The sequence below is a fragment of the Labrenzia sp. CP4 genome (genome assembly GCF_001579905.1).
Taxonomy (GTDB): domain Bacteria; phylum Pseudomonadota; class Alphaproteobacteria; order Rhizobiales; family Stappiaceae; genus Roseibium; species Roseibium algicola.
On sequence record NZ_CP011927.1, the window covers coordinates 1776404 to 1798430 of the forward strand.

Genomic DNA, 22027 nt, shown 5'->3' on the forward strand with positions numbered 1-22027 from the left:
CCTGGAGACCGCGTCTCCTGAGGTTCAAAATGTACTAACCAGTTAATTCAGTCAAGCGAAATGTACCGCCCAGTTAATTTGGGCTGGTAACCCGTTCCGGGCTGGTTTAGAAAAAGGCATGTCGATCAATGAGTCTGAGCTGCCGGAAAAAAATTCTTCGCGGGGTCGCTGGAAGCAGGACCCGGAGGGAGTGCGCGCGAATATCCTGGCCGTCGCCCTGGAGGAGTTCTCCGCGAACGGTCTTTCCGGTGCGCGCATGGATGAAATCGCGGCCAAGACGCGCTCGTCCAAGCGCATGATCTATTATTATTTCGGCGACAAGGAGAGCCTCTACCTCAAGGCTCTGGAAGCGGCCTACAAGAAGGTGCGCAAAGGCGAAGAACAGCTGGAGCTGAACCATTTGCCGCCAAGGGATGCACTGTCGAGGCTTGTGGCTTTCACTTTCGATCATCATCGCGAAAGCCCGGCGTTCATCCGTCTGGTCATGATCGAAAACATTCATCATGGCCGCTATCTCGAGCAGTCGGACGAGATCAAAAGCCTGAACGAAGCGGCGATATCCCAGATTGCCGGCATTTATGCAAAAGGGGTAGCCGAAGGCGTCTTCCGCGATGGCCTGACGCCCTTGAGGATCCATTGGCTGATCTCGGCCATGAGCTTTTTCAACGTCTCCAACGCAACGACCTTCTCCATGCTGTTCGGTCCGGAATTGCAGTCGGCATCCGGTCAGGTTTCCCTCAAGGGCGATGTCTGCGAAACGGTAATGCGTTTCGTCGCTGCCTGATGCGCGAGCGCCAGCAAGGCCCTTCCGTACCCACCTTCTAGTTTCGTGCCCTGATCCGGAGGCCGCACAGCCTGTGGCGGCAATTGACAGCGCAAAAGAAACTATATAACTAGAAATATAGTTATATTAAATGAGGCGCAGATGGATCTGGAAATTGCAGCGCAAGGGTTTGCGGCACTGGGCTCGGAAGCCCGGCTGCAGGTGGTGTTGACCCTGGTGAAAGCCGGGCAGGGTGGTTTGACGGTCGGCGATATTCAGACCCGCACGGGCATGCCTGCGTCAACGCTTGCGCATCATCTGAAGTTTCTCGCCTCGGCAGGCCTGGTGTCCCAGGAAAAGGACGGCCGCTCGGTCATCAACCGGGCAGCCTATGGCCATCTGGAAAACCTTGCCGGTTACATCCTGAAAGAGTGCTGCGTGGACGAAAAGGGTTGTGAGTGCCCAACCCCGCAAAAGGAGACCGTCGATGTCTGATGCGATGAACAACCTTCAGCCAAGCGGCAGCGGCGCAAGCTGTTGCGCTCCGAAGACCGCCTGCTGCAGCACGCCTGCTTCGAAATGGTCCCTGAAGTCTCTCGCCATTTCGAAATACCTTCTGTCGACCTGGACGATTGTCGTCGGCGGTCCGTTGCTGGTGCTGTTGCTGGACCAGCCGCACTTCGTCGCTTTTGTAACCTTCGCGCTCTCCGCCTTTGCGGGAACATTGCCGTATATTGCTTTTGCCGTTGTTTTGATCGCCTGGCTCAAGGCGGCCGGCGCAGAGGCGTTTGTCGGACGTGCGTTCGAGGGACGCGAGACACAGGCGATCTTTCTCGCAGCCCTGTTTGGTGGTCTCGCACCTTTCTGTTCCTGCGAAGTCATCCCGTTCATTGCCGGTCTTCTGGCGGTTGGTGCGCCGTTGTCAGCCATCATGGCGTTCTGGCTGTCCTCTCCATTGATTGACCCGCCAACACTGCTGATCACTGCCGGTGCACTGGGATGGCCCTTTGCCGTCGGCAAGGCGGTCTTTGCGGTGGCGCTGGGTCTTTTCGGCGGTTTTTCCGTCGCACTTGCGCTGCGTAGCGGCTTTCTGGCCAATCCGGTGAAAATCGGGGCGGCGACCGGTGGCTGCGGCTGTGGCGCTTCTGCGAAGACAGGGCGGCCTGTCTGGCAAATCTGGAAAGAGACTGAGCGCACCGACAAGTTCCGGATCGAACTGAAAGCCAATGCACTGTTTCTGATCAAGTGGTTGGCACTGGCGTATGTACTCGAAGCAGCTCTCGTCACCTATGTCCCCGCAGACCTGATTGCGCGGGCTGTTGGCGGCGACGGACTGGGGGCAATTCTTCTGTCCGCATTGATCGGCATGCCTGCCTATCTCAACAGCTACGTGGCACCGCCACTTCTGGCAGGTCTGATGGACCAGGGCATGAGCGCGGGGGCCGCGATGGCGTTCATGATTGCGGGCGCTGTCAGCTCGATCCCGGCAATGGCTGCCGTCTGGTCACTGGTCAGGCCGCAGGTCTTTGCCGCTTACATCGGTCTGGGATTTGCGGGTGCGGTGCTGTCCGGTCTTGTTTTTCAGCTGATTTTTTGAGGGAGTGACAATGCGCACGAACGTTTCTGTCACGGTCAGAGCGAATGAGGTTCGCCACAAGCTGCTGGTGCCTGTCGGCTTGCCGACGCCACACCAGATGCCGGTCAGTTTCGAGATCAGGGGCGGAAAGCTGGGCCTGGCCGGAGAAATCACCACCGGCCAGATGGTGGCCGTGGTGTCGGTGGAACCCGGGGCAGACGTTGTGGTGAATTACGAATACCGCGACGACGGGCCGGGCTATCCTGATGCAGTGTTTGCGCCACTGCGCAACCGTTTTACCCGGGCGGCTCAAGATCTCGTCTATGATGCGATCAACGTTGCCGACAGTCAGCCCGACGGTCACGCTGCCATTCAGGCGCTCGTCAACGCGGCGGCCGAAAAGTTCCGGTATGCCCATCCTCAGGTTCGTTTCAACGAGGGGTGTGAAGAAGTGCCCTATCTGTCGTGCGGGCTGACGGAAGGGTCCTGCGTCGACATCAACACCTACCTGATCGCCAGCCTGCGTGCCGCCGGCTTCGAAGCCGGTTACGTGACCGGATACTTTTTCCCGCAAGAAAAGAACGGCTGCTGCGACGACATGCACTGCTGGGTGGTGACACGGCATCAGGGTATGGTGCTGGAGTGGGACATTGCCCATCACCTGAAGATGGGCACACGGGAGATCTGCTGCGGGCTCAACCCGAAGCCGGGTGACCGGGTCGCGCTGGCCCATTCCATGGGGCTGACATTTCCCGAACTGGGGATCTTCTGCGAAAAACTGATTGCAGAGCCCGTCTGGCTTTCGCCGGACGGGCTGGAAAAGGCGGAGATCACGATCCGACGGGATATCGTCTGACGTCGCCAGGGGAGGAGGTCTCTCACCCCTTCTTGCGGCTGAAGACCATCTTCTGGTTGGCGAGGCGTTCCGGCGGGCCTATCCAGGCCCAGGCCAGAAGTGCCGGCTCCAGTTTGGACACGGTGATCCGGTGCATATGCTCCGGCGGGTTGAAGATCATCGAACCGGGGGCATAGACCCCCTGGTGATTTTCCGAAACCGCTCCTGAAACGCAGATGTAGCTTTCCGATATGCCGCTGTGCGCGTGGGCCGGATATGTACAGCCCGGTGCGAACAGGACCAGGCCCAGAATGACGTCCGTCGTCAGAACCGGTCCGTTCGGTCCGCAGATTTCCGCGTAGGCATACGTCTTGTCGAGGCCGCGCGGCACTTTCTCGTAGCCATACTGCCAGATGAGATGGTCCCGGACACTTTCGATGGCACGCACCAGCGGAGCGGTTCGCTCCTGCTTGCCCTCGTCAAGGGCACGCCGGAGATGTGCCGTCACGGGTTTGTGGGCCGGGGCATCGAAGCGCATTTCCGGATCGGATTTCAGCACCCGCCCGATTGCCTCGCGCACCGCGCGCTGATGTGCCCGGATCTTGTCGCTGCCACCGGACGAGAGGAACCGGTAGGCCTCGTAGAATTCCCGCAAAAGATAGCCCCAATCCGGGAACTCGGCGAGGCGGCGGCTGGCCAGAGGCTGTTCTTCCGACATGTTATTTTCCAGCACGGCTTGTCCTCCCGCACCCTGATCACGATCGGCCTGAGCCTATCGGAACGGAGCGTAGCGGCTTCTCTCTTTACGGCAACCGAAAATACATAACCGTCATGCGCGGTTTGCGTCAGAACGTCTCTTGCGCTCGCCGGACAGGCAGATAATCTGGCCCTCCATTCCGCAGGACAGAATTCATGACAGTTGTGATTGTTGGAGCCGGTATTTCCGGACTTTCCACCGCTTGGGCCCTGACAAAACGAGGTGTGCCCGTCACGCTTCTTGAACAGGGACCAATCCCCAACCCGCTTTCGGCATCCGGTGACCAGCACCGTATCATCCGCCGGGCCTATGGCGGCCAGGGCGGCTATCAGCGCCGCATCGGCGATGCCTACGCGGCATGGGACGAGATGTGGGACGACCTGGGTGAGAAGCACCTCGCCGAAACGGGATTCATGCTGTTGTCGCAGGAACCGGGCGATGGCGGCGAGGTCTATCGGGACGGTCTGGTCGAGGGCGGTTATCCGTTCGAGGACCTGACACCGGAAGAAACGGCGAAACGGTTTCCCTTCGTTGATCCGTCGACGATCCGTTATGGCGCAGTCAGCGACGAGGGCGGCGTTCTGCTGTGCCAGAAAATTGCAGCCGGGGTGCGCGACTGGCTGATCGCCAAGGGAGCTGAGGTGCGCGAAAACGCACAGGTGACTGCCGTCGACACATCCGCGGGCACGGTGAGCCTTGCCGATGGCAGCACGGTCTCCGGAGAGCATGTGATCGTGACGGCCGGTGCCTGGACGCTGGGGCTCTTCCCGAAGCTGGACATCAGCCTGACGACTTACCGGACCGCGGTCGTCTATCTGACGCCGCCTGAAGATCTGCGCGAGGCCTGGGAACGATCGCCGGCGATTCTGGATCCGGGCGGGCCGATCGACGGTTACATCCTGCCTCCGGTCGCCGGAACCGGCCTCAAGTTCGGGGCGGGTATTCACAAGTACAAGGCTCCGCCGAACCAGGATCGGATACCGGTTGCAGGCGAAGGCGAGACCCTGCGCGACTATTTCTCTCCGCCGTTCGGCCGGATCAAGGAATACCGCGTCGATGACGTCGTCACCTGTGCCTACACCTTCACCTCAGACGAGCATTTCTTCGCAATGAGCGAAGGCAAAACCACTGTCGTCTCGGCCTGTTCCGGACATGGCTACAAGTTTGGTGCCGTCGTGGGGCAGAAACTGGCGGAAGGCTTTACCGGCAACGACATGGACGCTGCGCGCGTGTGGCTGGAAGCACGCGATTAAGTCATCTGGCGTAAAAAAGAAGGCTCCGGCTTGCGAGATTGCCGGAGCCTTTTCTGTTTCGGCTAGTGCCGGGAAGATACCATCCGCATCATGATGCCATCCTTCAGGGCGATATGATGGTAGAGCGCTCCCAGCACATGCAGTGCGATCAGCACGATGAAGAACGGCTTGCTCAATTCGTGGATTTCTTCCGCAGTGTGGATGCCGCCGTACCAGGCCAGAAGTCCGGTGATCGGTGCCAGCAACATGAGCAGATAGAGCAGGCCGTGGACACCCCTGGCGGCCAGTTCCTGGACTCTTGAAGTGGGGAGCGGGGCAGGGACGCCGAATTTTGCCCGCACCAGAAGACGAATGACAGTCAAGGCCAGAACGGCAATGCCAACCCAGATGTGGGCATTGGCCAGAAAGGCGGTTGCCGCATCCGGCACGCCGCCGTCGCGCAGCACGTGTTTGAGATCGCCCATGCTTTCGCCGAAGATCAGCTGAAACAGGATCAGGGCGGCGATCGCCCAGTGCAGAATGATATGGATCGGACTGTAGGACGCTGGCTGTGTCGTGGACATGGCGCGCTTTGGCTCCTCGCAAAGAAAAGAAATGCCAAATATTAGTGCCATGCCAGTGCAGGCAGAGGTATCGAGGATTTGTACTATTTGGTAACAGGTCCAGGCGGTTTTGCGACAATTGGAACAAACGGACCTGTGCCCAGTGGTCAGGCGGTTTTTGAAGGACGGGAGGCATCATGCCAGCTGAGATCAGAACGCTGACGGGCGAGGAGTTGACCGCTGTGCTGAACGATCTTGCGCGCCTGAGGATATCCGTCTTCCGCAGCTGGCCATATCTCTATGAGGGGTCTCTGGAGTATGAGGCCGGATACCTGCAACGCTATGCCCGGACGGAGGGCGCGGTGATTGTCGGTGCATATGACGGCAGCCGGCTGGTTGGCGCGGCGACAGGTGAGCCGCTCGGTGCCGAACTGGAGGCTTTCAAGACCCCTTTCCTCAAGCAGGGACTGGATCCGGAAAACGTCTTCTACATGGCCGAATCCGTTCTGGATCCTGCCTACCGCGGCCAGGGCATCGGCCATCGCTTTTTTGACGAGCGCGAAGCACACGCCAGGCGGCTCGGTTTCGGTGAAGCAGCCTTCTGTGCGGTGATCCGCCCAGACACGCACCCGCTGAAGCCGGTAGACTACGCCCCGCTCGATCCGTTCTGGTGCAAGCGCGGTTACGAAAAGCTGGAGGGTGTCGTCGTGACGTTTCCCTGGCGCGATGTCGGCGAGAACGAAGAAACCGACAAGCCGATGCAGGTTTGGCACCGGAACCTTTGAGGGAACCCGGCAGCCCGCTGACCGGTGAACGAAGTTTTGGACAAAAGAAAACCGGGGCCTGGAAACCAGGCCCCGGTTTTCTTGTTTCCGGTGCGTGTTTACTTCAGCGTCCAGCGGATGGTGACATTCGCGCTGATGGTTTCCTCGCCCGCCTCGATCGGCACATCGGTGGACTTGGCCATCATCATGCCCTCGGCGCGCATCATGTACGGGCGCGGCATTTCGGTGCCGGTTTCCGTGATGTCGGCAATGGCGCCGAGATCGACACCGGCAGCGGCAGCAAAGATGCCTGCCTTGTGCCGAGCGTCCTCGACGGCCTTCTTGCGGGCTTCATCCAGTATCTCGTCGGCATTGCTGACTTCAAAGCGGATGGAATCGACCGAGTTTGCACCGCTTTCGACGACAAGCGTCAACAGCCCGCCAAGCTTGGCCAGATCGCGGATCTTGACCTCAACGCCGTTGCGAACCTCATAACCGGCAATATCCGGCTGGCTGCTGGAGTTCTTGGAGTGATCGTAGCGCGGGTAGATGCCGAACCCCTTGGTCTGGATGTCCTTGGCTTCGATGCCGTTTGCTTTCACCGCTTCAATGACCTTGGCGATTGCGGCGCTGTTTTCAGCCAGAACATCGGCAGTGGATTTGCCGGTGGTGACGACGCTTGCGGAAATGACGGCCATGTCGGGGGCAACGGAAACTGCACCGCGGCCCTGCATGGTGATCGTGCCGGCCGGTGCCGGGGAATCCTGCGCGACAGCCGGTGCGGCACTCACGAGCGCGGCACTGAGGCCAGCGGCCAGAACAGCCTTGCGCAGCAGGGAGACGGAGGGGAAAAGAGGGGCATTCATATGAACTTATCCTTGATGGAAACAGTTTGTTCGATGGCCGGACACTCGCTTGTGATTGCGGCGGCGTAATGACGGTTGTGTTCATCTGCCGTTCATCGGCAAAACCCGGCAGATGTCCTCGAAGGTCGTTTGAAATTCTTCCCCGGAGGCCTAACCCGTGGTGCCGGTCTTGCCCGACAGGCCGCCGACCTCACCGGTCTGCGACAACAGAATCGCAATCGGCCTGGAACCTTCGAAACGGGCGCAGACGATCACGATCATCACCGTCAGCGGGACGCACAGAACCATGCCGACAACACCCCAGATCGCCCCCCAGAAGGCCAGCGACAACATGATGACGAGGCCTGACAGATTGAGGTTGGATCCCATCAGGCGCGGTTCGACCAGATTGCCGATGGTGAACTGGATGAGGCCGAGGCCCGTCGCAATCGCGATGAAGGGACCCAACGTGTCGTAATAGACCACCGCCAGGAGGCTGGGAAAGATCACGCCGATCAGCGAACCGATGGTTGGAATGTAGTTGAGCAGAAAGGCGATGAAGCCGAACAAGGCCGCGTAAGGCAGGCCGATGGCGATCAGAACAAGGCTGGTCAAAACGCCCGTGGCAACGGAGACGGCGGTCTTGATCGAGAAATAATGCATGATCGAGCGGTTGATCTCGGCCCGCATGGCAAACGCGGCTTCCGCCCGCTCGGGCGAAGGAAACAGGCGTTCGAACTTGCGGTCGAATGTCGACTGCTCGAGCACCAGGAACAGGACATAGATGAACACAAGACTGGCCGACCCGGCCAGCGTCGTCACCAGGCTCGCCCCCGCGGTCACCATGCGCGGCACGATGGAATCGGGCAGAAGGTCCTTCAACTCGATCGGGTCATTAAGGTGCAGTTGGGTGGATGCCTGGGTGAAGAGTTCTTCCAGCCGCCGCTGATAGGTTGGTGCGTCCAGTGCAAGCTGGGTGAGATTGACGGTCACGATGTCGAGCACCACGGTGCTGGCAAAGAAGATCGTCAGCAACGCCAGTGAAAACGACACCAAACGGGGCAGGCGCCAGCGGCCAAGCGGAATATGCGCAAAGACATGTGCCAGCGAGTTGATCATGTACCAGACGATCAGGGCGATCACGAACGGCAGGATGAGGGACCGCCCGACCACCAGCAGCCAGCCGATCATGCACACAAGCAGGACACTCAGCGTGGCGGTGAGAAGCGGTGATCGCATGGTGGCTCCGGCGGGCGAGTTTGGCAGGTCTGTTCCCCGGGCGACTCGTCAAAGGCCCGGCTGTCTCATTTAGACCCGATGGCGCAGGCGAACGGAACCGCTTTTTCCATCAAGGCGATCCAGACCTCTTGAGAAACGCTTCCACCGCGCCAGTTTCCCAACCTTTTTCACCCTGCCGTTGCAAAGCACTTGCCCCGGAGATTGGCCATGGTATAGGGAACCAGACGCAGGGACTTGCAAAGGCTTCGCCCTGCCGTGGGCCTGTAGCTCAATTGGTTAGAGCCGTCCGCTCATAACGGATTGGTTGGGGGTTCGAGTCCCTCCGGGCCCACCACTCCACTTTCGGGGTGTTGATTTTCCTGCATTTTTTCCTCTTTTTGTCCCACTGGATTTGATGGTGGAGGAAAGTGGGACATTTTTCGGTTTCGTTGATATTTCAAGGTGCTCGAACGCTGACTTGGCGAGACGTACTTGTTCAGCCTTTTTGGTGTAGATCCGAGCAGTCTTTGAATCGGTCCAGCCGAAGACGGCCATTAGCTGGTATTCCGTAGCGCCAGCTTCTGCCAGCACGGTCGCAGCCGACTTTCGTAGACCATGAGAAGAACACTGTTTAAGCCCCGCCGCGTTGCACCAGTCCCGCATCTTGTTGCCAAAGCCGTTCGAGCTGAACGGTTTGCCGTACTCTGTCGTCAGAAAGGTATCATGGCCTTCTGGGACGTCGCGGAGCGCGTCCATGAGGGCCCTTGTGATTGGCAAGACAAGCAATTCATTCTTGCTTCCTTTCTGCGGTACCAGCTTGATTGTGTCGCCATCAAGGTTGTCCGGACCGAGCTGAACCAAATCTGACCTGCGAATTCCCAGGTTATAGAGTAGCTCGAACGCCAAACGGGCTGTGGTGCCGATAGGGTAATGTTCCCGGAACGTCGCTATTTCGCTTGCGGACCAGGTATGAAATCCGTCTGAGCGGTTGATCTTCGAAATTCCTTCAGCTGGATTTCGTGGCAACGGAAACCGCGCCATGAGATCAACGTCATTCATCGCCCAATTAAATAGAGCTTTCAGATATTTTACGAGTTTGTCCGCTGCCGCGGGTGTTTCACGGCGTTTCATTTGGCTGGCTTCCACATCGGACTTTCTTAGCTTCTGGAACGGCAGGTGGCCGACTGCCGCGCAATAGCGCCCCAAGACGCTGTACTTATCTCGTTGAGTGGTCTGATCCTGCTGTTGAAACGCCTTGGATCGCTGATACTGGGCAAATAGCCAGCCAATTGAACCTGGATCCCAGTCATCAGCCTTCTTGGCTGCTGGTTGGTTGACGTTGCCTGCCATAACCCGATGATACTCGGCGACGAATACCTCTGTGATATTGCCCTTCGCGTCGAGGAATGCGGACTGCATACGGTATTTGGGCAAGCCTGGCCGACGCAGATAAAACCGGACGTTGCCGTGCCGATCCACATCTGCTGAACAATATTTAAAGGGTATCTTTTTTCGACTAGCCGACGGCATAGTCGAACGGGTTTTCGGCGTCTTCATCTTCTGCAGTTGCCGTCGCTTCGGTCAGGTCATGAAGGCTCGATCGGAGGTCATCGACAAACCACCTTCTTAGTCCACCAATCTTATACCCTCTTGGCATCCAGCCGCGACCGACCCACGTGTCGAAAGTTGTTGGTGAAATGTCCAGCATGTCGGCGGCGGTAGATCTGCTGACAGCCAGCTTTATAGACCTTGTGTGTTTCTGCGAAAGGGTCATTGCAGCCACCAATGCCCTCAAGCTCTAGAAGAAGTGTGGGCCGCCGTTTCGCCGATTGGCGGTATCGTATTATTCTTGATGAATTCCTCGATTGCGCCATCTGGAATGAAAATTCCACCACCAATCCTTACGTGTCGCAGTTCGCGATTTTCAACGAGCTTGCGAATACGGCTTATTGGCCAACCTGTCCGGTTTGCCAGTTCTTTAATTGATTCCAATCCCAGAGCCATTGTATCGAATTTTCTCCACTGGTATGAAAAACTTAGCTTTAGCAACGTAGGAAGCTATCATTTCCTACTTAGTACAAAAATCTGTACCGAGGTCAACCCTGAAGTGTCTGAAATTGGCAAACGATTAGCGGTTGTTCGAGAAAGTGCCGGATATTCGCAAATCCCGTTCGCGGAAAAACTCGGTGTTTCCCAGAGCTCCTACAAGAACTACGAACGCGGGGCTTCGCCGGTTCCCGTCGGCTTGGTCTGCAGGATTTGCGAGGAATACGATGTGTCGCCAGCATGGCTCTTGCTGGGTGAGGGACAGATAAAAAGTGAGATGAATGGTGAGCTTGTCGAAGCCGCTGTTCTTGCTGTGGAAAAATTTGCGCAAATGAATGATTTGGAGCCGCCACTAGAGAGGAAAGCCAAATTAATTCGATTTGTATATGAAGAGGTAATTTCAGGAAGAGACTTCGGCGATAAAGAGCTGAGGCGAATATTTAATACGGTCTTGTGAGATCTCTATGAAAAATGAAAAGGCAGAAGTGATTTCTGAAGCACTTCTAACAAAACTCAATCAGAAGTTCTCTGAGAATTCCGAAAACGATAGCAGCGACGGTTTGTTTGGTGGGCTCGCTTTCTACAGAAAGAAGCGAAGGATCCTAAGCGAAGAAGAAATTCTTCAATTCTGGAAACGGAATGTGGTCAGAAGCAAGGTCATATCCTTATGCGCGCTCGTCCTGCCTCTTTTTGCAGCTTTTCTTTTGTTCCACGGGGTTTTGGAGCCGACTGTGGTTTGTTGGATTGGTCTCGGTGGTTTGACGATTTATGCGTTCTGTCAGCTGGTTCTGATTGATGGTCTCGAAAGGCTGCTCGGAACCTGGAGAGCCGCCTCGTTCAGGAAATCGCGAAAATCTGGAGAAAGGGCATGGAAGTTTGTCGATGCCTCAGAACTGACCTTTAGGGCCAACACTCCGTTGGACACAGCGGACGGATCGTCAAACTAACTTTGCAACTTGTTGATCCAGTGCTTTTGCGAACTGCAATCCAGATCTTGAAGTGTCCAGCCGTTTGACATGCGGTTTTCTGGAAAATCCCATTCACTCGATGCGCGAAAAGGAGACGGAGATGACGGAAGCAACGGATCTTGCAACTTCTCTGCAAGAGAAGAGCGATGCCAGGCTGTATATCCGCACAAAACCATTCATAAAGGTGACTATTATGAAGGCGGCAGAACTTTCGGGAATGGGTCTCAGCACCTTCGTGACCACTGCGGCATTCTTGCGCGCGCAAGATGTCATTGCAGCTCATGAAAGGACAGTACTGGCTCCGGACGATCACTCAACATTTTTCGAGGCGCTAGACCGCTCAGCTGCACCAACTGATAGTCTGTTGGGGTCTGCCAAGTTGCACAGAGAGATTGTCGTCGAGGGTGACTGACGGCTTGGGTCGCTCAAACTCGGGCTACACGTTCGTTTCTACGCAAAATGCCTGTGTCAGAGAAATTGTTGCGTCAATCATCTGCCAATCGCCCGAATAGCCGCATGTCGAAGCGCTGGCGCCCTATGATCATTTTCCGCCTTTGAGTTCCCTCGTATCTAAATCCTGCATTGGTTAGAACGCGGCCTGAGGCTAAATTTCCAGCCAACGTCCAAGCTTCCAGCCGGTAGAGGTTCATTACCTGGTGGCAATGTTTGGTGACTACGATCAGCGTTTCTGTAGCGTATCCATTCCCCCAAAAAGGCTTGCCGAACTCGTAGCCGATGACTGCTACTGACGCCCGTTTGTCGATTGAGTTCAAGCGAATGCAGCCAAGGAGTTCTCGGGTCTCGACGTCACGTACCATCCAGGCGAAACCCTTGCTTTGCTGAGATAAGCGAACCATCCAGTCCACAAATCCTCTTGCACGTTTTTCGGTTGGCGCGCGAGGTAAGTCGGAGTGTGCCGATGTCTCTGGAGCAGATATGATCGGATAATACTCTTCCCAGTCCTCGGAGCGAACTTGGGTTAACTGCAACCGACGGGTTGTCAAATCTAGAGCCATTCGAAGCTCCAGACACACACACATGCGAAAAATACGCAGGCAAAATGACAGAGTCTTTTCATTGAGAAATTTTTTGAGACAGTTGAAGCTATAGGGAAAATGGCCGCTTGTATTTGATGTCAAGTTCGCGACAGGACTTCTGGAGAGCTTGTCTGCTTCTGCAATGCAGGCGTAGCGAACTTTATTTTTCACACTAAAGACAGGTAGACGGGATGTAGGAAAGTCGCTCTAAAGTGAAATCACCCACATTTGCTAAGGTTCGTCACTCGCTATGTTGAAGCGCATGCGATCACCGACCACCATCAAGTTATTGAAGTTCTACGGTCACCTTATTGATGGTGCCGCTGAACGGGAAAGGGGCTTCTTTTTCGTAGGCACGAGAAACCGTTGATCCAAGATCCATGCCTATGTCCAAGGTTTCCGTTGCCGAGTATCGCGCGGGAACTACCATCGTTACCTCTCCAGTCGCGGCCTCATTTCCATCAACAAGTAGGGTTGCGGTCCCGCCTGTGACTTCCTGCCCCGGGTTAAACGGTGCCTGTTCGTAGACCATCTTCACGCTGTGAGTGCCAGGTTCGAGTGGCGTTTCTCCGGCGACACGGTATCGTTCTTTGCCGAAAAAGTTGAACTCGTAGACCGGAACGCCACCGTCGAGGTAGAGCGTATAGCCCGCAGAGGAGCCGCCGTTGGCAATTAGCACGCCACTAGCGCCTTCTTGAGACACTTCGATGTCTGCAGTGATCGTATGAGAACGCTGGTAGGCTGGAGCAGCGCTACCCTCAGGCACGCGGACTGTGCCGGAGGTGTATGTGAACACTGTTCGGCCCTTCGTGACAGAAGGCCGCTCAGGGTTTGTCGCACGCTCGGCAAAGCGGTCGTCCAGAGGGTAGACATCGAATTTTTGCGCCTCCTCGTCGAAGAGTGCCTGAAGTTCGGCCAGCTTTTCAGGGTTCTCGGCGGCTAGATCATGCGCTTGCGAAAAGTCTTCCTCGATGTTGTAGAGTTCCCAGACGCTGTCTTCGAACCCCACCGAGCCTGTGAGTACCCATGGAGCGCCATGGAACGAGGCGGCGACCCAGCCGTCATGATAGAGCGCTCTATGGCCGCCGGTTTCGAAATACTGGGTCTGTCGGGTGCCGGGTGCCGCAGCATCGGCGAAGCTGTAATCCATACTGACACCCGCCATGGGTGTCTGCTCTGTTCCGTTCACGACCTTGGGCTCCGGAACGCCGACGGCCTCCAAGATGGTCGGGGCGATGTCTACGACATGATGAAACTGCGTCCGGATTCCTCCACTGTCTGAAATTCGACTGGGCCAGCTAACGATCATGCCGTTCCGGGTTCCACCGAAATGGGAGGGCACGCGCTTCATCCACTGAAACGGGGAAGACCCTGCCCACGCCCAGCCAACGGGGTAATGGTTTTCGTGCAGCGGGCCGCCGATTTCGTCGATCTCCGGCAACTGCGCATCTACCGTGTCCGGTATGCCATTCTGGGTCATCATATTGTTGAGAGTACCAGTGACACTGCCTTCTGCGCTCGGCCCGTTGTCGCCTGCCACGAGGATGATCAGCGTGTTGTCGCCCTCAGGTGTTGATCGAACTTTCTCGATCAACCTGCCTATCTCATGGTCCGTTTGGGCAAGAAAGCCGGCGAACACTTCCTGGTGCCTGCTGAAAATAGTTTGGGCATCCGCGTCAAGCGAGTCCCATGCAGCGATTTCATCCGGTCTCGGTGTCAGCTCCGTGTTCGCGGGGACGAGTCCCATGTCTTTTTGTTTAGACAGGGTCTGTTCGCGTACCGCGTCCCATCCCTGATCGAACTTACCCGAAAACTTTTCGATCCAGTCTTTGCTGACATGCAGGGGGGCGTGGACGGCTCCTGGCGCGAAATAAAGAAAGAAGGGCTTGTCTGGTGCGATCGAATTTTGGCGGTCCAGCCAGGCGATCGCATCGTCGACCAAATCGACGTTGAGATTGTAACCGTCTTCGGGGCGCGTTGCGGGCTCGACGGGCGTGGTGTTGCGAAAAAGTTGAGGCTCCCACTGGCTAGTTTCTCCACCTTGAAAACCGTACCAGTATTCGAAACCCAGACCAGTGGGCCAGCGATCAAACGGCCCTATTGGGGAAGTCTCCCAATCTGGTGTGTTGTGCCATTTACCGAAGGCTGCAGTGGAGTAGCCTTGATCCTTGAGGATCTCCGCAATCGTACCGGATGAGCGTGGCCATATGCTGTTGTATCCCGGATATCCGGTGGACAGCTCCGTGATCGTACCGAAGCCACTCTGGTGATGATTGCGTCCAGTCAGCAGCGCCGCGCGTGTGGGGGAGCAGATGGCAGTAGTATGAAACCGTGTGTAGCGGAGTCCCTCATCTGCCAAAGCATCCATTGCAGGGGTTGGGATCGGGCCACCGAACGTGCCTGGTTGTCCGAAACCGAGATCATCGATGAGAACCACTAGAACGTTGGGAGCACCTTCAGGAGGTGTGACGGGTTGCGGATAATCCTGCGTCGAACCTTCGAACGTCTCCGTGATCGTCCCTTCGAATGGCGCAGGTGGCAACGGAAGAACAGATCCATCACGGGGCATGTCTTGGGCAAATGCCACGCTCGATGCGCTCACACTCAGCGCAACAATACCACCTTGCATGGTTTGGCGAACGAATTGGTTCAACATTTCTGGCCTCCTGACGGAACCGTCACATTCAACGCACTTAGGTTGCCATACTATTTTAAATTGAGCACCTTCAAAAGTTCACGCGACTTCGTAGCTGCGCCCAGGTGGAACGATTTCAACCAACCAACCTGGAAATTTCGTTGAGCTCTTGAATAGTTGGAGAGTCTGCAATTCCGACTGTAAGTGTGAAGAGCTGCAAATCAGATCAGCGCCCCCATTCCGGACATTATGGTCTGTTGCTCTTAGTATACAGAGCGGACATTTTTCATGACTCTCCCCAAGGTATGCGTTGTTAACAATGCGCGGTAGTAACCGATTGCCATGCTTAGAGATTGTGGCAATGTCAAACCAAGTCTGAAGACCGCGCCAGTGTGCAGTTGAGAAAATTTAACGTGCCAGGTCGTGCATCACCTTTATCAGGTCCGATTTGCCTTCAAATCCGATACCTGGGAGTTCGGGGATCACGATATGGCCATCTGAAACCGCAACGCCATCCGGAAAGCCTCCATAGGGCTGGAACAGATCCGGGTAACTTTCATTGCCTCCAAGCCCCAGCCCCGCCGCGATGTTGAGCGACATCTGGTGTCCGCCGTGGGGAATACAGCGCGACGGTGACCAGCCAAGCTCATCAAGTACATCAAGGGTGCGCAGATACTCCACAAGACCGTAGGAAAGGGCGCAGTCGAACTGAAGCCAGTCCCGATCCGGCCGCATCCCGCCATAGCGGATCAGATTGCGGGCATCCTGGTGCGAGAACAGATTTTCTCCCGTTGCCATGGGGCCAGGATAGAATTCCGCCATCGCGGCCTGTAGCTGATAGTCGAGAGGGTCGCCGATTTCCTCGTACCAGAACAACGGATATTGCCTCAGCATCTTTGCGTAGGCGATGGCGGTTTCAAGGTCAAACCGCCCGTTTGCGTCCACGGCGAGCTGGGCCTCGCCGTCAATTTCAGCGAGCACCGCTTCGATCCGGCGCTGGTCTTCCGCCAGCGTAGCCCCGCCGATCTTCATTTTGACCACGTTGTAGCCGCGGTCGAGATAACCGCGCATCTCCTTGCGCAGGGCACTGTCATCCTTGCCGGGGTAGTAATATCCGCCGGCGGCATAGACGAATACGCGCGGATCGGCCTCTACACCCTTTCGCTCGGCGAGCAGGCGGAACAGCGGCTTGCTTTCGATCTTCGCGATCGCGTCCCAAACAGCCATGTCGATCGTGCCGACGGCGACCGAGCGCTCTCCGTGTCCACCAGGCTTTTCGTTCTGCATCATCGCAGCCCAGATCCGGTGGGCGTCCAGGTTCGTTCCTTCATCGTTCAAAAGCGACGCTGGTTCGGCTTCAAGCACGCGGCCGCGAAAACGCTCACGGATGAGACCACCTTGTCCGTAACGGCCGTTGGAGTTGAAGCCGTAGCCCACGACCCGGTGTCCGTCCCGGACGACATCGGTCACAACGGCCACAAGACTTGCTGTCATTTTGCTGAAATCTATATAGGCGTTCCGAATTGGTGAGGAGATCGGTTTCGTGACCTCACAGATGTCGACGATCCGCATTGGTGTTTTCCTGTTTTGCTGCATGCGTTGGTGTCGACTGGAAAATTAGACGAAGACCGGTTCAACCGGCCAATGCCGTTTCCGGGTATAATTATGCAAAAATTGCATAAATCACATAACGCCGGCACTCACCGTTTTCTGCCAGAATACTTCGCTGTGCGCAGACAGGCGCGAACGAGGGCGGTAGATAACGACCTCAACCAGGATGTCACTGTCTTTCCTTGCGCACCGCACCAGACTTCCACGGGAGAGTTCAGGCTCTGCCAGCGAAAGCGGAAGGAAGGCGACGCCCTGACCTTCTTTTGCCATTTCAAGATTGGCCGAGGCCAGAACGGAGCTCATGGCAACATGAAAGGGCGGGCGTCCGTAAACTGCCCAGTAGGATTCCAGGATGGTGTGCAGCCCTGAGGCGGCAGCATAGGATATGAACGGGATGTCCGGCAGACCGGCTTCGAGGTTCCAGATTGGGTGTCCTCCGGAATCTGGAGCACAAAGCGGGACGAGACTGTCTCTTCCGATCGTATGGTAGGTGAATTGCCTTTCCGGCAGAACTGAAGGGCCGACAGGGCCTCTGTGACAGATGAAGAAATTGACATCGCCGCTTTCCATCAGCCGGGTGCATTGGCGATGCGTGTCCGAAACCATGTTGAGCGTGCCGACTTCGCCAGGTCCCGCCACCTGCATCAGCCAGCGGGGTACGAATGTGTAGGACAGGGCATGGGTGGCAGCGAGATTGAGGAAACGTTTCGCCTGTCCCGCCGCTTCGAGAGCTTCCAGCCGAGCGTCGGAAAGCAGTCTGACGATGACTTCCGCCCGGGACTGGAACGCCTTGCCTGCCGGCGTCAGGGCAACCTGCCGCGTGGTGCGAACAACAAGGGGGGTCTGGATGGCGCTCTCCAGTGTGCGGATGCGGCGGCTGAATGCAGGTTGGGTGAGGTTCCGATTTTCGGCCGCGCGTGAAAAATTCATTTCGCGCGCCAGTTCGAGAAAGTCCTCAAGCAGCGCCAGGTCCATAGGCTGACCGTCCTTGTGATCCATGCGACTTCTGCATTAGTAGCAGGTTGCCGCATTCAACGCGATGCCTATCGCCCGCGATTAAGATGGTGACCGGAGATCTGGAACGGTTCGGCTGCATTTGCTTTCTGTATCCGCTCGGCAAGAGCGTCAACGAAGAGACGGACCTTTGCGGTAAGGTTGTGGCGCTCCGGATAGATGGCCGAGATATTCGCTGTCTGGAAATAGTCCGGCAGGACGACCCGAAGGCGTCCCTCCCGCACATGGCTTGCAATATCCCACTCGGACCGGAGCATGATGCCATGGCCTGCCAACATCCACTCGCGCGCAATCTCGCCGTCGTTCGAACTCAGTCTACCGTTGACGCGCGCCGAAACGGTTTCTCCACCCAGGTCGTCGAACCTCCAGATGTCGTAAATGTCGTGCTCCTGCCTCAGCACGATGCATTCATGATCCTTCAGGTCCTTCAATACCTTCGGTTCCCCATGGGTTTGCAGGTATGAGGTGGAGGCACACATGAAACGCCGGTTCCTCTGCAGAAGACGCTGGATCAGGTTGCTTGTCGGCGGATTGCCGAAGCGGATGTTCAGATCGAAGCCCTGCTCGATGATATTCATCGGCGCATCGGTCACCACCAGCTGCACGTCGACGTCGGGATACCGGTCCGAGAATTCCGCGACGGTCGGCGCTATGTAGGCCCGGCTGAACCCGAAGGTGGCGTTGATGCGCAGCAGACCACTGGGACGCTCCCGTCCCACGCGGAGGCTGTTTTCCAGTTCCTCTATCTCGCCCAGCAGGCGAACCGCCTTCCTGAAATACGCTTCACCTTCGCCTGTAAGACTGACCCTGCGTGTCGTGCGGTTCATGAGGCGAACACCCAGTCTCTCCTCAAGTCGGGCAAGCCTCCGGCTAACAGCTGATGCCGTCACCCCGATTTCCCGCGCTGTCTCAACGAAGCTTTCATGCCTTGCGAGAAGCACGAAAAATCCCAGATCGCCCTCATTCATTGATTACCTCTGCGCAATAATGAAGTGCAAAATCTGAATTTAATTATTCCAGAGCAGCAGTCTAGGCTCTTTTTGCCGGTCTGTGAGGAGTGACCGGACCCTGGGCGTAACTAACCTTTCCGCAGGGTAGTAAGCAGATCGTGTCCGCAGGCCATGGCCTATGCGGCGTGCTGCTTCAATTTTCGGTGTGCCGCGCGCGGCATTCCAAGAGGAGGAAACCATGAAGAAAACAGTCGCAACCATTCTTGTAGCGTTGCTGGGGGCCGCGGGCTCCGCTGCCGCTCAGTCGCCGGCAGATTTCCCGAACAAGCCGATGACCTACATTATTCCGTTCAATGCAGGTGGGGAATCCGACATTTCTGCCCGGTTCCAGCAGTCCGAATGGGAGAACGTAACCGGTCAGCAGGTCGTCATCCAGTATCAGCCCGGCGCGGGCGGTGCGCAGGCCTGGTCCCAGCTGAATTCGCTACCGGGCGACGGCTACACAATCATGGGCATCAACATGCCGCATACCGTGCTTCAGCCGCTTGCCGGTTCGGTGGGATATGCCACTGAGGACCTGACGCCAGTGCACTATTTCCACTATACGCCGGACGCAATCTTCGTGCGCGCGGAAAGCCAATTCAACACGCTTGGCGAACTGATCGAATACGCCAAGGCCAATCCGGGCCTCGTCACCTTCGCAGGATCGGGTTCTAATTCGTCGAACAATCTCGCTGCGATCCGCTTCAACAGTCAGGCTGACGTGGTGACGACATATGTTCCTTTCTCCGGAACAGGCCCTTCAATCACCGCGGTCCTTGGCGGCTCGACGATGGCAGGTTTCAACTATGCGACTTCCGGCATCAGCCAGGGGGATGCGCTCAGGATGCTTGCGGTCGCGGCGGAAGAACGTTTGCCCGCCTTCCCAGACGTGCCAACTTTCAAGGAACTTGGCTATGACATCGTCGGCGGTGCCTACCGCGGCGTTGCGGTTCCGGCCTCGACCCCCGAGGATCTGCGCCAGAGCATTTCCGACATCGTGTCGAAGATCAATTCGCAGCCGGATTTCGTCAAGAAGATGGAAGACGGCGGCTTCGTTCTGACCGACATTGGCTATGACAAGATGGATGACTTCGTCGCCAAACGGGTCGAGGAATATACCGAGGGCGCGAAAGCGCTGGGTATCATTCAGTAACGGCATGCGAAGATGGACATTCTCGGCTACCTTCTGGACGCCCTGACGCCGTTCAACCTGATGCTCGCGCTTGTCGGCGTGGTCCTCGGAACGGTGATTGGCGCACTGCCCGGACTCTCGGCGACCATGGCGGTGGCCGTGCTTGTCCCCTTCACATTCACCATGGATCCCGCCGCGGGCCTGATTGCCCTCGGCGCGATCTACACGGGCGCCATTTACGGCGGCGCCTTTGCCGCAATCCTTGTGAATACGCCCGGAACACCTTCGGCGATCGCGACGACGTTCGATGGCTTCCCCATGGCCAAGCGTGGCGATGGCGGGCTTGCAATTTCGCTGGCAACCATCGCATCGGTTTCCGGCGGCATCATCGGAGCGCTTGCACTCCTGATGCTGGCACCGCCGCTCGCCAAAGTCGCGCTTGCCTTCGGCCCCACGGAATATTTCTGGCTGGCAGTCTTCGGACTGACCCTCATTGCGGCCCTGTCTGTCGGCAATACGATAAAGGGACTGATCGGCGCCTGTATCGGCCTGTTCCTGTCGATGGTCGGCGTTGCCGTTGTCGGCGGAGACGTTCGCTACACCATGGGGATGCAGCGCTTCTTGTCGGGGATCGATCTGACTTCTGCAATCATCGGCCTTTATTGCGTGCCGGTGATCCTCGATCTCGTCGCGACCGCGGACCCGCACCTGAAACCCTCTGCCACCGGCGGCCTCAGGCTAATGGAAGGCACGCGCAAGGCGATCGCGAGTAAGTTCAATATCCTGCGATCCTCCATCATCGGTACCGTCATTGGCATTCTGCCGGGTGCAGGCGGTTCCATTGCAGGTCTTGTATCCTATTCCGAAGCCCGCCGTTCGTCGGGCGAGCCTGAAAGCTTCGGCAAGGGTAACCCCGAAGGTGTCATCGCGACGGAGGCCGCCAACAACGCGACCGTCGGAGGTGGCTTTATCCCGACACTGGTCCTCGGGATACCGGGAACACCGCCGGATGCGATCATCCTGGGCGCTCTCCTGGTCCAGGGGATCAAGATAGGCCCGACACTGTTCACCACCGACGCACCAGTGGTCTACACCTTCATCTGGGGACTGCTGATAGCCACGGTGCTGATGCTGCCGGTGGGGCTTCTGATCGGACGCTACGCCTACAATTCCATCATCAAGGTGCCCAAGTCCGTCCTTGCTCCGACCGTCGCTCTCCTGACGATCATCGGCTCCTTTGCGATCCATTCCAACGTGGAGGACTCTCAGCTCATGGTCGCGCTCGGGATCCTCGCCTGGATCCTGAACCGCTATGGCTTTCAGCCTTCGCCGATCGTGCTCGGTCTGGTACTCGGCTCGATCGCTGAACAGGGCTTCGTGCAGACTTGGCTCATCGGCAATGCATCCGGCCGTATTCCCGAAATGTTCTTCGGGCGTCCGATCAGCATCGGTATCATCTGCGTCGCGCTTCTGACGCTCCTTTTCCCGATCTGGTCGGAATGGAAGGCGAAACGCCGTCGCCAGCTCGAGGTAGCCGGTGCGGTGGTGGAGGACGCCGGCGCTGGGATCGAGCCCGAAGGAAAGACCCGCAACCTGCCATCAATGGTCATCGCCGCCCTCCTCATCGCGCTCGGCGTGTGGACCTACACCGCGGCCGGTAGCATGTCGCCATTGGGCTCGGTGTTTCCGAAAACCATATCCGTCGCCCTGATGGTCTTTTCCGCAATGCTGATCGTCCAGCACATCCGCCGTCCGGCAGGCCCAGCAAGTACAAACCCGGCCTTTGACAGCGGCACCCGCCGCAGGACGGCACTCGGCGCGGTAATGATGGCGTGGGTCATTGCTATGCCTGAGATCGGCTTCCTTGCCACCAGCCTCGTTGCTTTCGGACTGATCATGGCGATCGCGGATTACGACCGTCCGGCGGTTCGTGTCTGGCTGATCTGGTCTGTCGCCGGCATAGCGATCTGTACGGGCTTCTGGTGGCTTATGGCGAATGTGTTGCTTTTGCGCATGCCCGCCGGACTGCTTTTCTGAAC

General features: G+C 57.2%; 22 protein-coding genes, 1 tRNA gene and 1 pseudogene. 12 read left to right on the forward strand and 12 right to left on the reverse strand.

Going from position 1 to position 22027, the window contains the following annotated elements; translation table 11 throughout:
- The first annotated feature begins 118 nt into the window (after nt 1-118).
- The 4 genes from ACP90_RS08175 (at nt 119) to ACP90_RS08190 (ending at nt 3195) form a co-directional block, all read left to right on the forward strand.
- The gene (locus ACP90_RS08175) at nt 119-784 is read left to right on the forward strand and encodes a TetR/AcrR family transcriptional regulator (RefSeq protein ID WP_022997922.1); all 666 of its coding nucleotides are present in this window, start codon (nt 119-121) and stop codon (nt 782-784) included.
- Nucleotides 785-925: 141 nt separating this feature from the next.
- Complete coding sequence (locus ACP90_RS08180; protein WP_055655668.1) at nt 926-1258, forward strand: metalloregulator ArsR/SmtB family transcription factor; 333 nt, start codon at nt 926-928, stop codon at nt 1256-1258.
- Nucleotides 1251-2360: a permease gene (locus ACP90_RS08185; RefSeq protein WP_201030457.1), complete on the forward strand. Its 1110-nt coding sequence runs from the start codon at nt 1251-1253 to the stop codon at nt 2358-2360. Before ACP90_RS08180 ends, ACP90_RS08185 begins: the two co-directional genes overlap by 8 nt.
- A gap of 10 nt (nt 2361-2370) precedes the next feature.
- Nucleotides 2371-3195 carry a transglutaminase-like domain-containing protein gene (locus ACP90_RS08190; RefSeq protein WP_062487827.1) on the forward strand — a complete coding sequence of 275 codons (825 nt, stop codon included), beginning with the start codon at nt 2371-2373 and terminating at the stop codon, nt 3193-3195.
- A gap of 22 nt (nt 3196-3217) precedes the next feature.
- Here ACP90_RS08190 and ACP90_RS08195 read toward each other — a convergent pair whose 3' ends face one another.
- The gene (locus ACP90_RS08195) at nt 3218-3892 is read right to left on the reverse strand and encodes a dimethylsulfonioproprionate lyase family protein (protein WP_031268172.1); all 675 of its coding nucleotides are present in this window, start codon (nt 3890-3892) and stop codon (nt 3218-3220) included.
- Nucleotides 3893-4086: 194 nt separating this feature from the next.
- On the opposite strand from ACP90_RS08195, the gene ACP90_RS08200 reads away from it, so the two are divergent.
- Nucleotides 4087-5184, forward strand: coding sequence for an FAD-dependent oxidoreductase (locus tag ACP90_RS08200; protein WP_062487829.1), 1098 nt, complete (start codon nt 4087-4089; stop codon nt 5182-5184).
- A gap of 62 nt (nt 5185-5246) precedes the next feature.
- Here ACP90_RS08200 and ACP90_RS08205 read toward each other — a convergent pair whose 3' ends face one another.
- Entirely contained in the window at nt 5247-5747 is a 501-nt protein-coding gene (locus ACP90_RS08205) for a cytochrome b/b6 domain-containing protein (protein ID WP_062487830.1), read from the reverse strand.
- A 176-nt stretch (nt 5748-5923) separates the two neighbouring features.
- Here ACP90_RS08205 and ACP90_RS08210 point away from each other — a divergent pair, with 176 nt between their 5' ends.
- Entirely contained in the window at nt 5924-6511 is a 588-nt protein-coding gene (locus tag ACP90_RS08210; protein ID WP_062487832.1) for a GNAT family N-acetyltransferase, read from the forward strand.
- Nucleotides 6512-6609: 98 nt separating this feature from the next.
- Here ACP90_RS08210 and ACP90_RS08215 read toward each other — a convergent pair whose 3' ends face one another.
- Complete coding sequence (locus tag ACP90_RS08215) at nt 6610-7356, reverse strand: SIMPL domain-containing protein (protein ID WP_062487834.1); 747 nt, start codon at nt 7354-7356, stop codon at nt 6610-6612.
- 150 nt (nt 7357-7506) lie between these two features.
- Nucleotides 7507-8574, reverse strand: coding sequence for an AI-2E family transporter (locus ACP90_RS08220; RefSeq protein WP_023014617.1), 1068 nt, complete (start codon nt 8572-8574; stop codon nt 7507-7509).
- Between the two features lie 257 nt (nt 8575-8831).
- On the opposite strand from ACP90_RS08220, the gene ACP90_RS08225 reads away from it, so the two are divergent.
- Nucleotides 8832-8908 (forward strand) — tRNA-Ile (locus ACP90_RS08225).
- A 152-nt stretch (nt 8909-9060) separates the two neighbouring features.
- On the opposite strand, the pseudogene ACP90_RS28890 reads toward ACP90_RS08225, so the two are convergent.
- From ACP90_RS28890 to ACP90_RS28180, 3 genes and pseudogenes are all read right to left on the reverse strand, one after another.
- Nucleotides 9061-10110: pseudogene (locus tag ACP90_RS28890) on the reverse strand (tyrosine-type recombinase/integrase); the annotation flags it as partial.
- A complete protein-coding gene (locus ACP90_RS08230; protein WP_062487836.1) occupies nt 10070-10327 on the reverse strand; it encodes a hypothetical protein in 258 nt (85 codons plus the stop codon). The gene ACP90_RS08230 and the pseudogene ACP90_RS28890, both read right to left, overlap by 41 nt.
- A gap of 17 nt (nt 10328-10344) precedes the next feature.
- Nucleotides 10345-10557, reverse strand: coding sequence for an excisionase family DNA-binding protein (locus tag ACP90_RS28180; RefSeq protein WP_197923224.1), 213 nt, complete (start codon nt 10555-10557; stop codon nt 10345-10347).
- Between the two features lie 103 nt (nt 10558-10660).
- Here ACP90_RS28180 and ACP90_RS28405 point away from each other — a divergent pair, with 103 nt between their 5' ends.
- The 3 genes from ACP90_RS28405 (at nt 10661) to ACP90_RS08245 (ending at nt 11979) form a co-directional block, all read left to right on the forward strand.
- Nucleotides 10661-11056, forward strand: a complete 396-nt coding sequence (locus ACP90_RS28405) for a helix-turn-helix transcriptional regulator (RefSeq protein ID WP_158514165.1) — start codon at nt 10661-10663, stop codon at nt 11054-11056.
- A 7-nt stretch (nt 11057-11063) separates the two neighbouring features.
- Nucleotides 11064-11546, forward strand: a complete 483-nt coding sequence (locus tag ACP90_RS08240) for a hypothetical protein (protein WP_062487840.1) — start codon at nt 11064-11066, stop codon at nt 11544-11546.
- Nucleotides 11547-11667: 121 nt separating this feature from the next.
- Entirely contained in the window at nt 11668-11979 is a 312-nt protein-coding gene (locus ACP90_RS08245) for a DUF1778 domain-containing protein (RefSeq protein WP_088665268.1), read from the forward strand.
- A 73-nt stretch (nt 11980-12052) separates the two neighbouring features.
- Here ACP90_RS08245 and ACP90_RS08250 read toward each other — a convergent pair whose 3' ends face one another.
- The 5 genes from ACP90_RS08250 to ACP90_RS08270 all read right to left on the reverse strand — a co-directional run bounded on the left by ACP90_RS08250 (nt 12053) and on the right by ACP90_RS08270 (nt 18832).
- Entirely contained in the window at nt 12053-12583 is a 531-nt protein-coding gene (locus ACP90_RS08250; protein WP_158514166.1) for a GNAT family protein, read from the reverse strand.
- Nucleotides 12584-12890: 307 nt separating this feature from the next.
- A complete protein-coding gene (locus ACP90_RS08255; protein WP_062487846.1) occupies nt 12891-15260 on the reverse strand; it encodes an arylsulfatase in 2370 nt (789 codons plus the stop codon).
- 387 nt (nt 15261-15647) lie between these two features.
- Entirely contained in the window at nt 15648-16811 is a 1164-nt protein-coding gene (locus ACP90_RS08260; RefSeq protein WP_062491459.1) for a mandelate racemase/muconate lactonizing enzyme family protein, read from the reverse strand.
- A gap of 111 nt (nt 16812-16922) precedes the next feature.
- Nucleotides 16923-17849, reverse strand: coding sequence for a LysR family transcriptional regulator (locus ACP90_RS08265; protein WP_062487848.1), 927 nt, complete (start codon nt 17847-17849; stop codon nt 16923-16925).
- 44 nt (nt 17850-17893) lie between these two features.
- Complete coding sequence (locus ACP90_RS08270; protein WP_062487850.1) at nt 17894-18832, reverse strand: LysR substrate-binding domain-containing protein; 939 nt, start codon at nt 18830-18832, stop codon at nt 17894-17896.
- A gap of 220 nt (nt 18833-19052) precedes the next feature.
- On the opposite strand from ACP90_RS08270, the gene ACP90_RS08275 reads away from it, so the two are divergent.
- Nucleotides 19053-20009, forward strand: coding sequence for a tripartite tricarboxylate transporter substrate binding protein (locus ACP90_RS08275; RefSeq protein ID WP_062491461.1), 957 nt, complete (start codon nt 19053-19055; stop codon nt 20007-20009).
- Nucleotides 20010-20021: 12 nt separating this feature from the next.
- A complete protein-coding gene (locus tag ACP90_RS08280; protein WP_062487852.1) occupies nt 20022-22025 on the forward strand; it encodes a tripartite tricarboxylate transporter permease in 2004 nt (667 codons plus the stop codon).
- Nucleotides 22026-22027 lie beyond the last annotated feature (2 nt).

What these genes read in the sequence shown, in the direction of transcription:
- ACP90_RS08175 (WP_022997922.1), top strand. Translation starts at nt 119, where the DNA reads ATGTCGATCAATGAGTCTGAGCTGCCGGAAAAAAATTCTTCGCGGGGT.
- ACP90_RS08180 (WP_055655668.1), top strand. Translation starts at nt 926, where the DNA reads ATGGATCTGGAAATTGCAGCGCAAGGGTTTGCGGCACTGGGCTCGGAA.
- ACP90_RS08185 (WP_201030457.1), top strand. Translation starts at nt 1,251, where the DNA reads ATGTCTGATGCGATGAACAACCTTCAGCCAAGCGGCAGCGGCGCAAGC.
- ACP90_RS08190 (WP_062487827.1), top strand. Translation starts at nt 2,371, where the DNA reads ATGCGCACGAACGTTTCTGTCACGGTCAGAGCGAATGAGGTTCGCCAC.
- ACP90_RS08195 (WP_031268172.1), bottom strand. Translation starts at nt 3,892, where the DNA reads ATGTCGGAAGAACAGCCTCTGGCCAGCCGCCGCCTCGCCGAGTTCCCG.
- ACP90_RS08200 (WP_062487829.1), top strand. Translation starts at nt 4,087, where the DNA reads ATGACAGTTGTGATTGTTGGAGCCGGTATTTCCGGACTTTCCACCGCT.
- ACP90_RS08205 (WP_062487830.1), bottom strand. Translation starts at nt 5,747, where the DNA reads ATGTCCACGACACAGCCAGCGTCCTACAGTCCGATCCATATCATTCTG.
- ACP90_RS08210 (WP_062487832.1), top strand. Translation starts at nt 5,924, where the DNA reads ATGCCAGCTGAGATCAGAACGCTGACGGGCGAGGAGTTGACCGCTGTG.
- ACP90_RS08215 (WP_062487834.1), bottom strand. Translation starts at nt 7,356, where the DNA reads ATGAATGCCCCTCTTTTCCCCTCCGTCTCCCTGCTGCGCAAGGCTGTT.
- ACP90_RS08220 (WP_023014617.1), bottom strand. Translation starts at nt 8,574, where the DNA reads ATGCGATCACCGCTTCTCACCGCCACGCTGAGTGTCCTGCTTGTGTGC.
- ACP90_RS08230 (WP_062487836.1), bottom strand. Translation starts at nt 10,327, where the DNA reads ATGACCCTTTCGCAGAAACACACAAGGTCTATAAAGCTGGCTGTCAGC.
- ACP90_RS28180 (WP_197923224.1), bottom strand. Translation starts at nt 10,557, where the DNA reads ATGGCTCTGGGATTGGAATCAATTAAAGAACTGGCAAACCGGACAGGT.
- ACP90_RS08240 (WP_062487840.1), top strand. Translation starts at nt 11,064, where the DNA reads ATGAAAAATGAAAAGGCAGAAGTGATTTCTGAAGCACTTCTAACAAAA.
- ACP90_RS08245 (WP_088665268.1), top strand. Translation starts at nt 11,668, where the DNA reads ATGACGGAAGCAACGGATCTTGCAACTTCTCTGCAAGAGAAGAGCGAT.
- ACP90_RS08250 (WP_158514166.1), bottom strand. Translation starts at nt 12,583, where the DNA reads ATGGCTCTAGATTTGACAACCCGTCGGTTGCAGTTAACCCAAGTTCGC.
- ACP90_RS08255 (WP_062487846.1), bottom strand. Translation starts at nt 15,260, where the DNA reads ATGTTGAACCAATTCGTTCGCCAAACCATGCAAGGTGGTATTGTTGCG.
- ACP90_RS08260 (WP_062491459.1), bottom strand. Translation starts at nt 16,811, where the DNA reads ATGCGGATCGTCGACATCTGTGAGGTCACGAAACCGATCTCCTCACCA.
- ACP90_RS08265 (WP_062487848.1), bottom strand. Translation starts at nt 17,849, where the DNA reads ATGGATCACAAGGACGGTCAGCCTATGGACCTGGCGCTGCTTGAGGAC.
- ACP90_RS08270 (WP_062487850.1), bottom strand. Translation starts at nt 18,832, where the DNA reads ATGAATGAGGGCGATCTGGGATTTTTCGTGCTTCTCGCAAGGCATGAA.
- ACP90_RS08275 (WP_062491461.1), top strand. Translation starts at nt 19,053, where the DNA reads ATGAAGAAAACAGTCGCAACCATTCTTGTAGCGTTGCTGGGGGCCGCG.
- ACP90_RS08280 (WP_062487852.1), top strand. Translation starts at nt 20,022, where the DNA reads ATGGACATTCTCGGCTACCTTCTGGACGCCCTGACGCCGTTCAACCTG.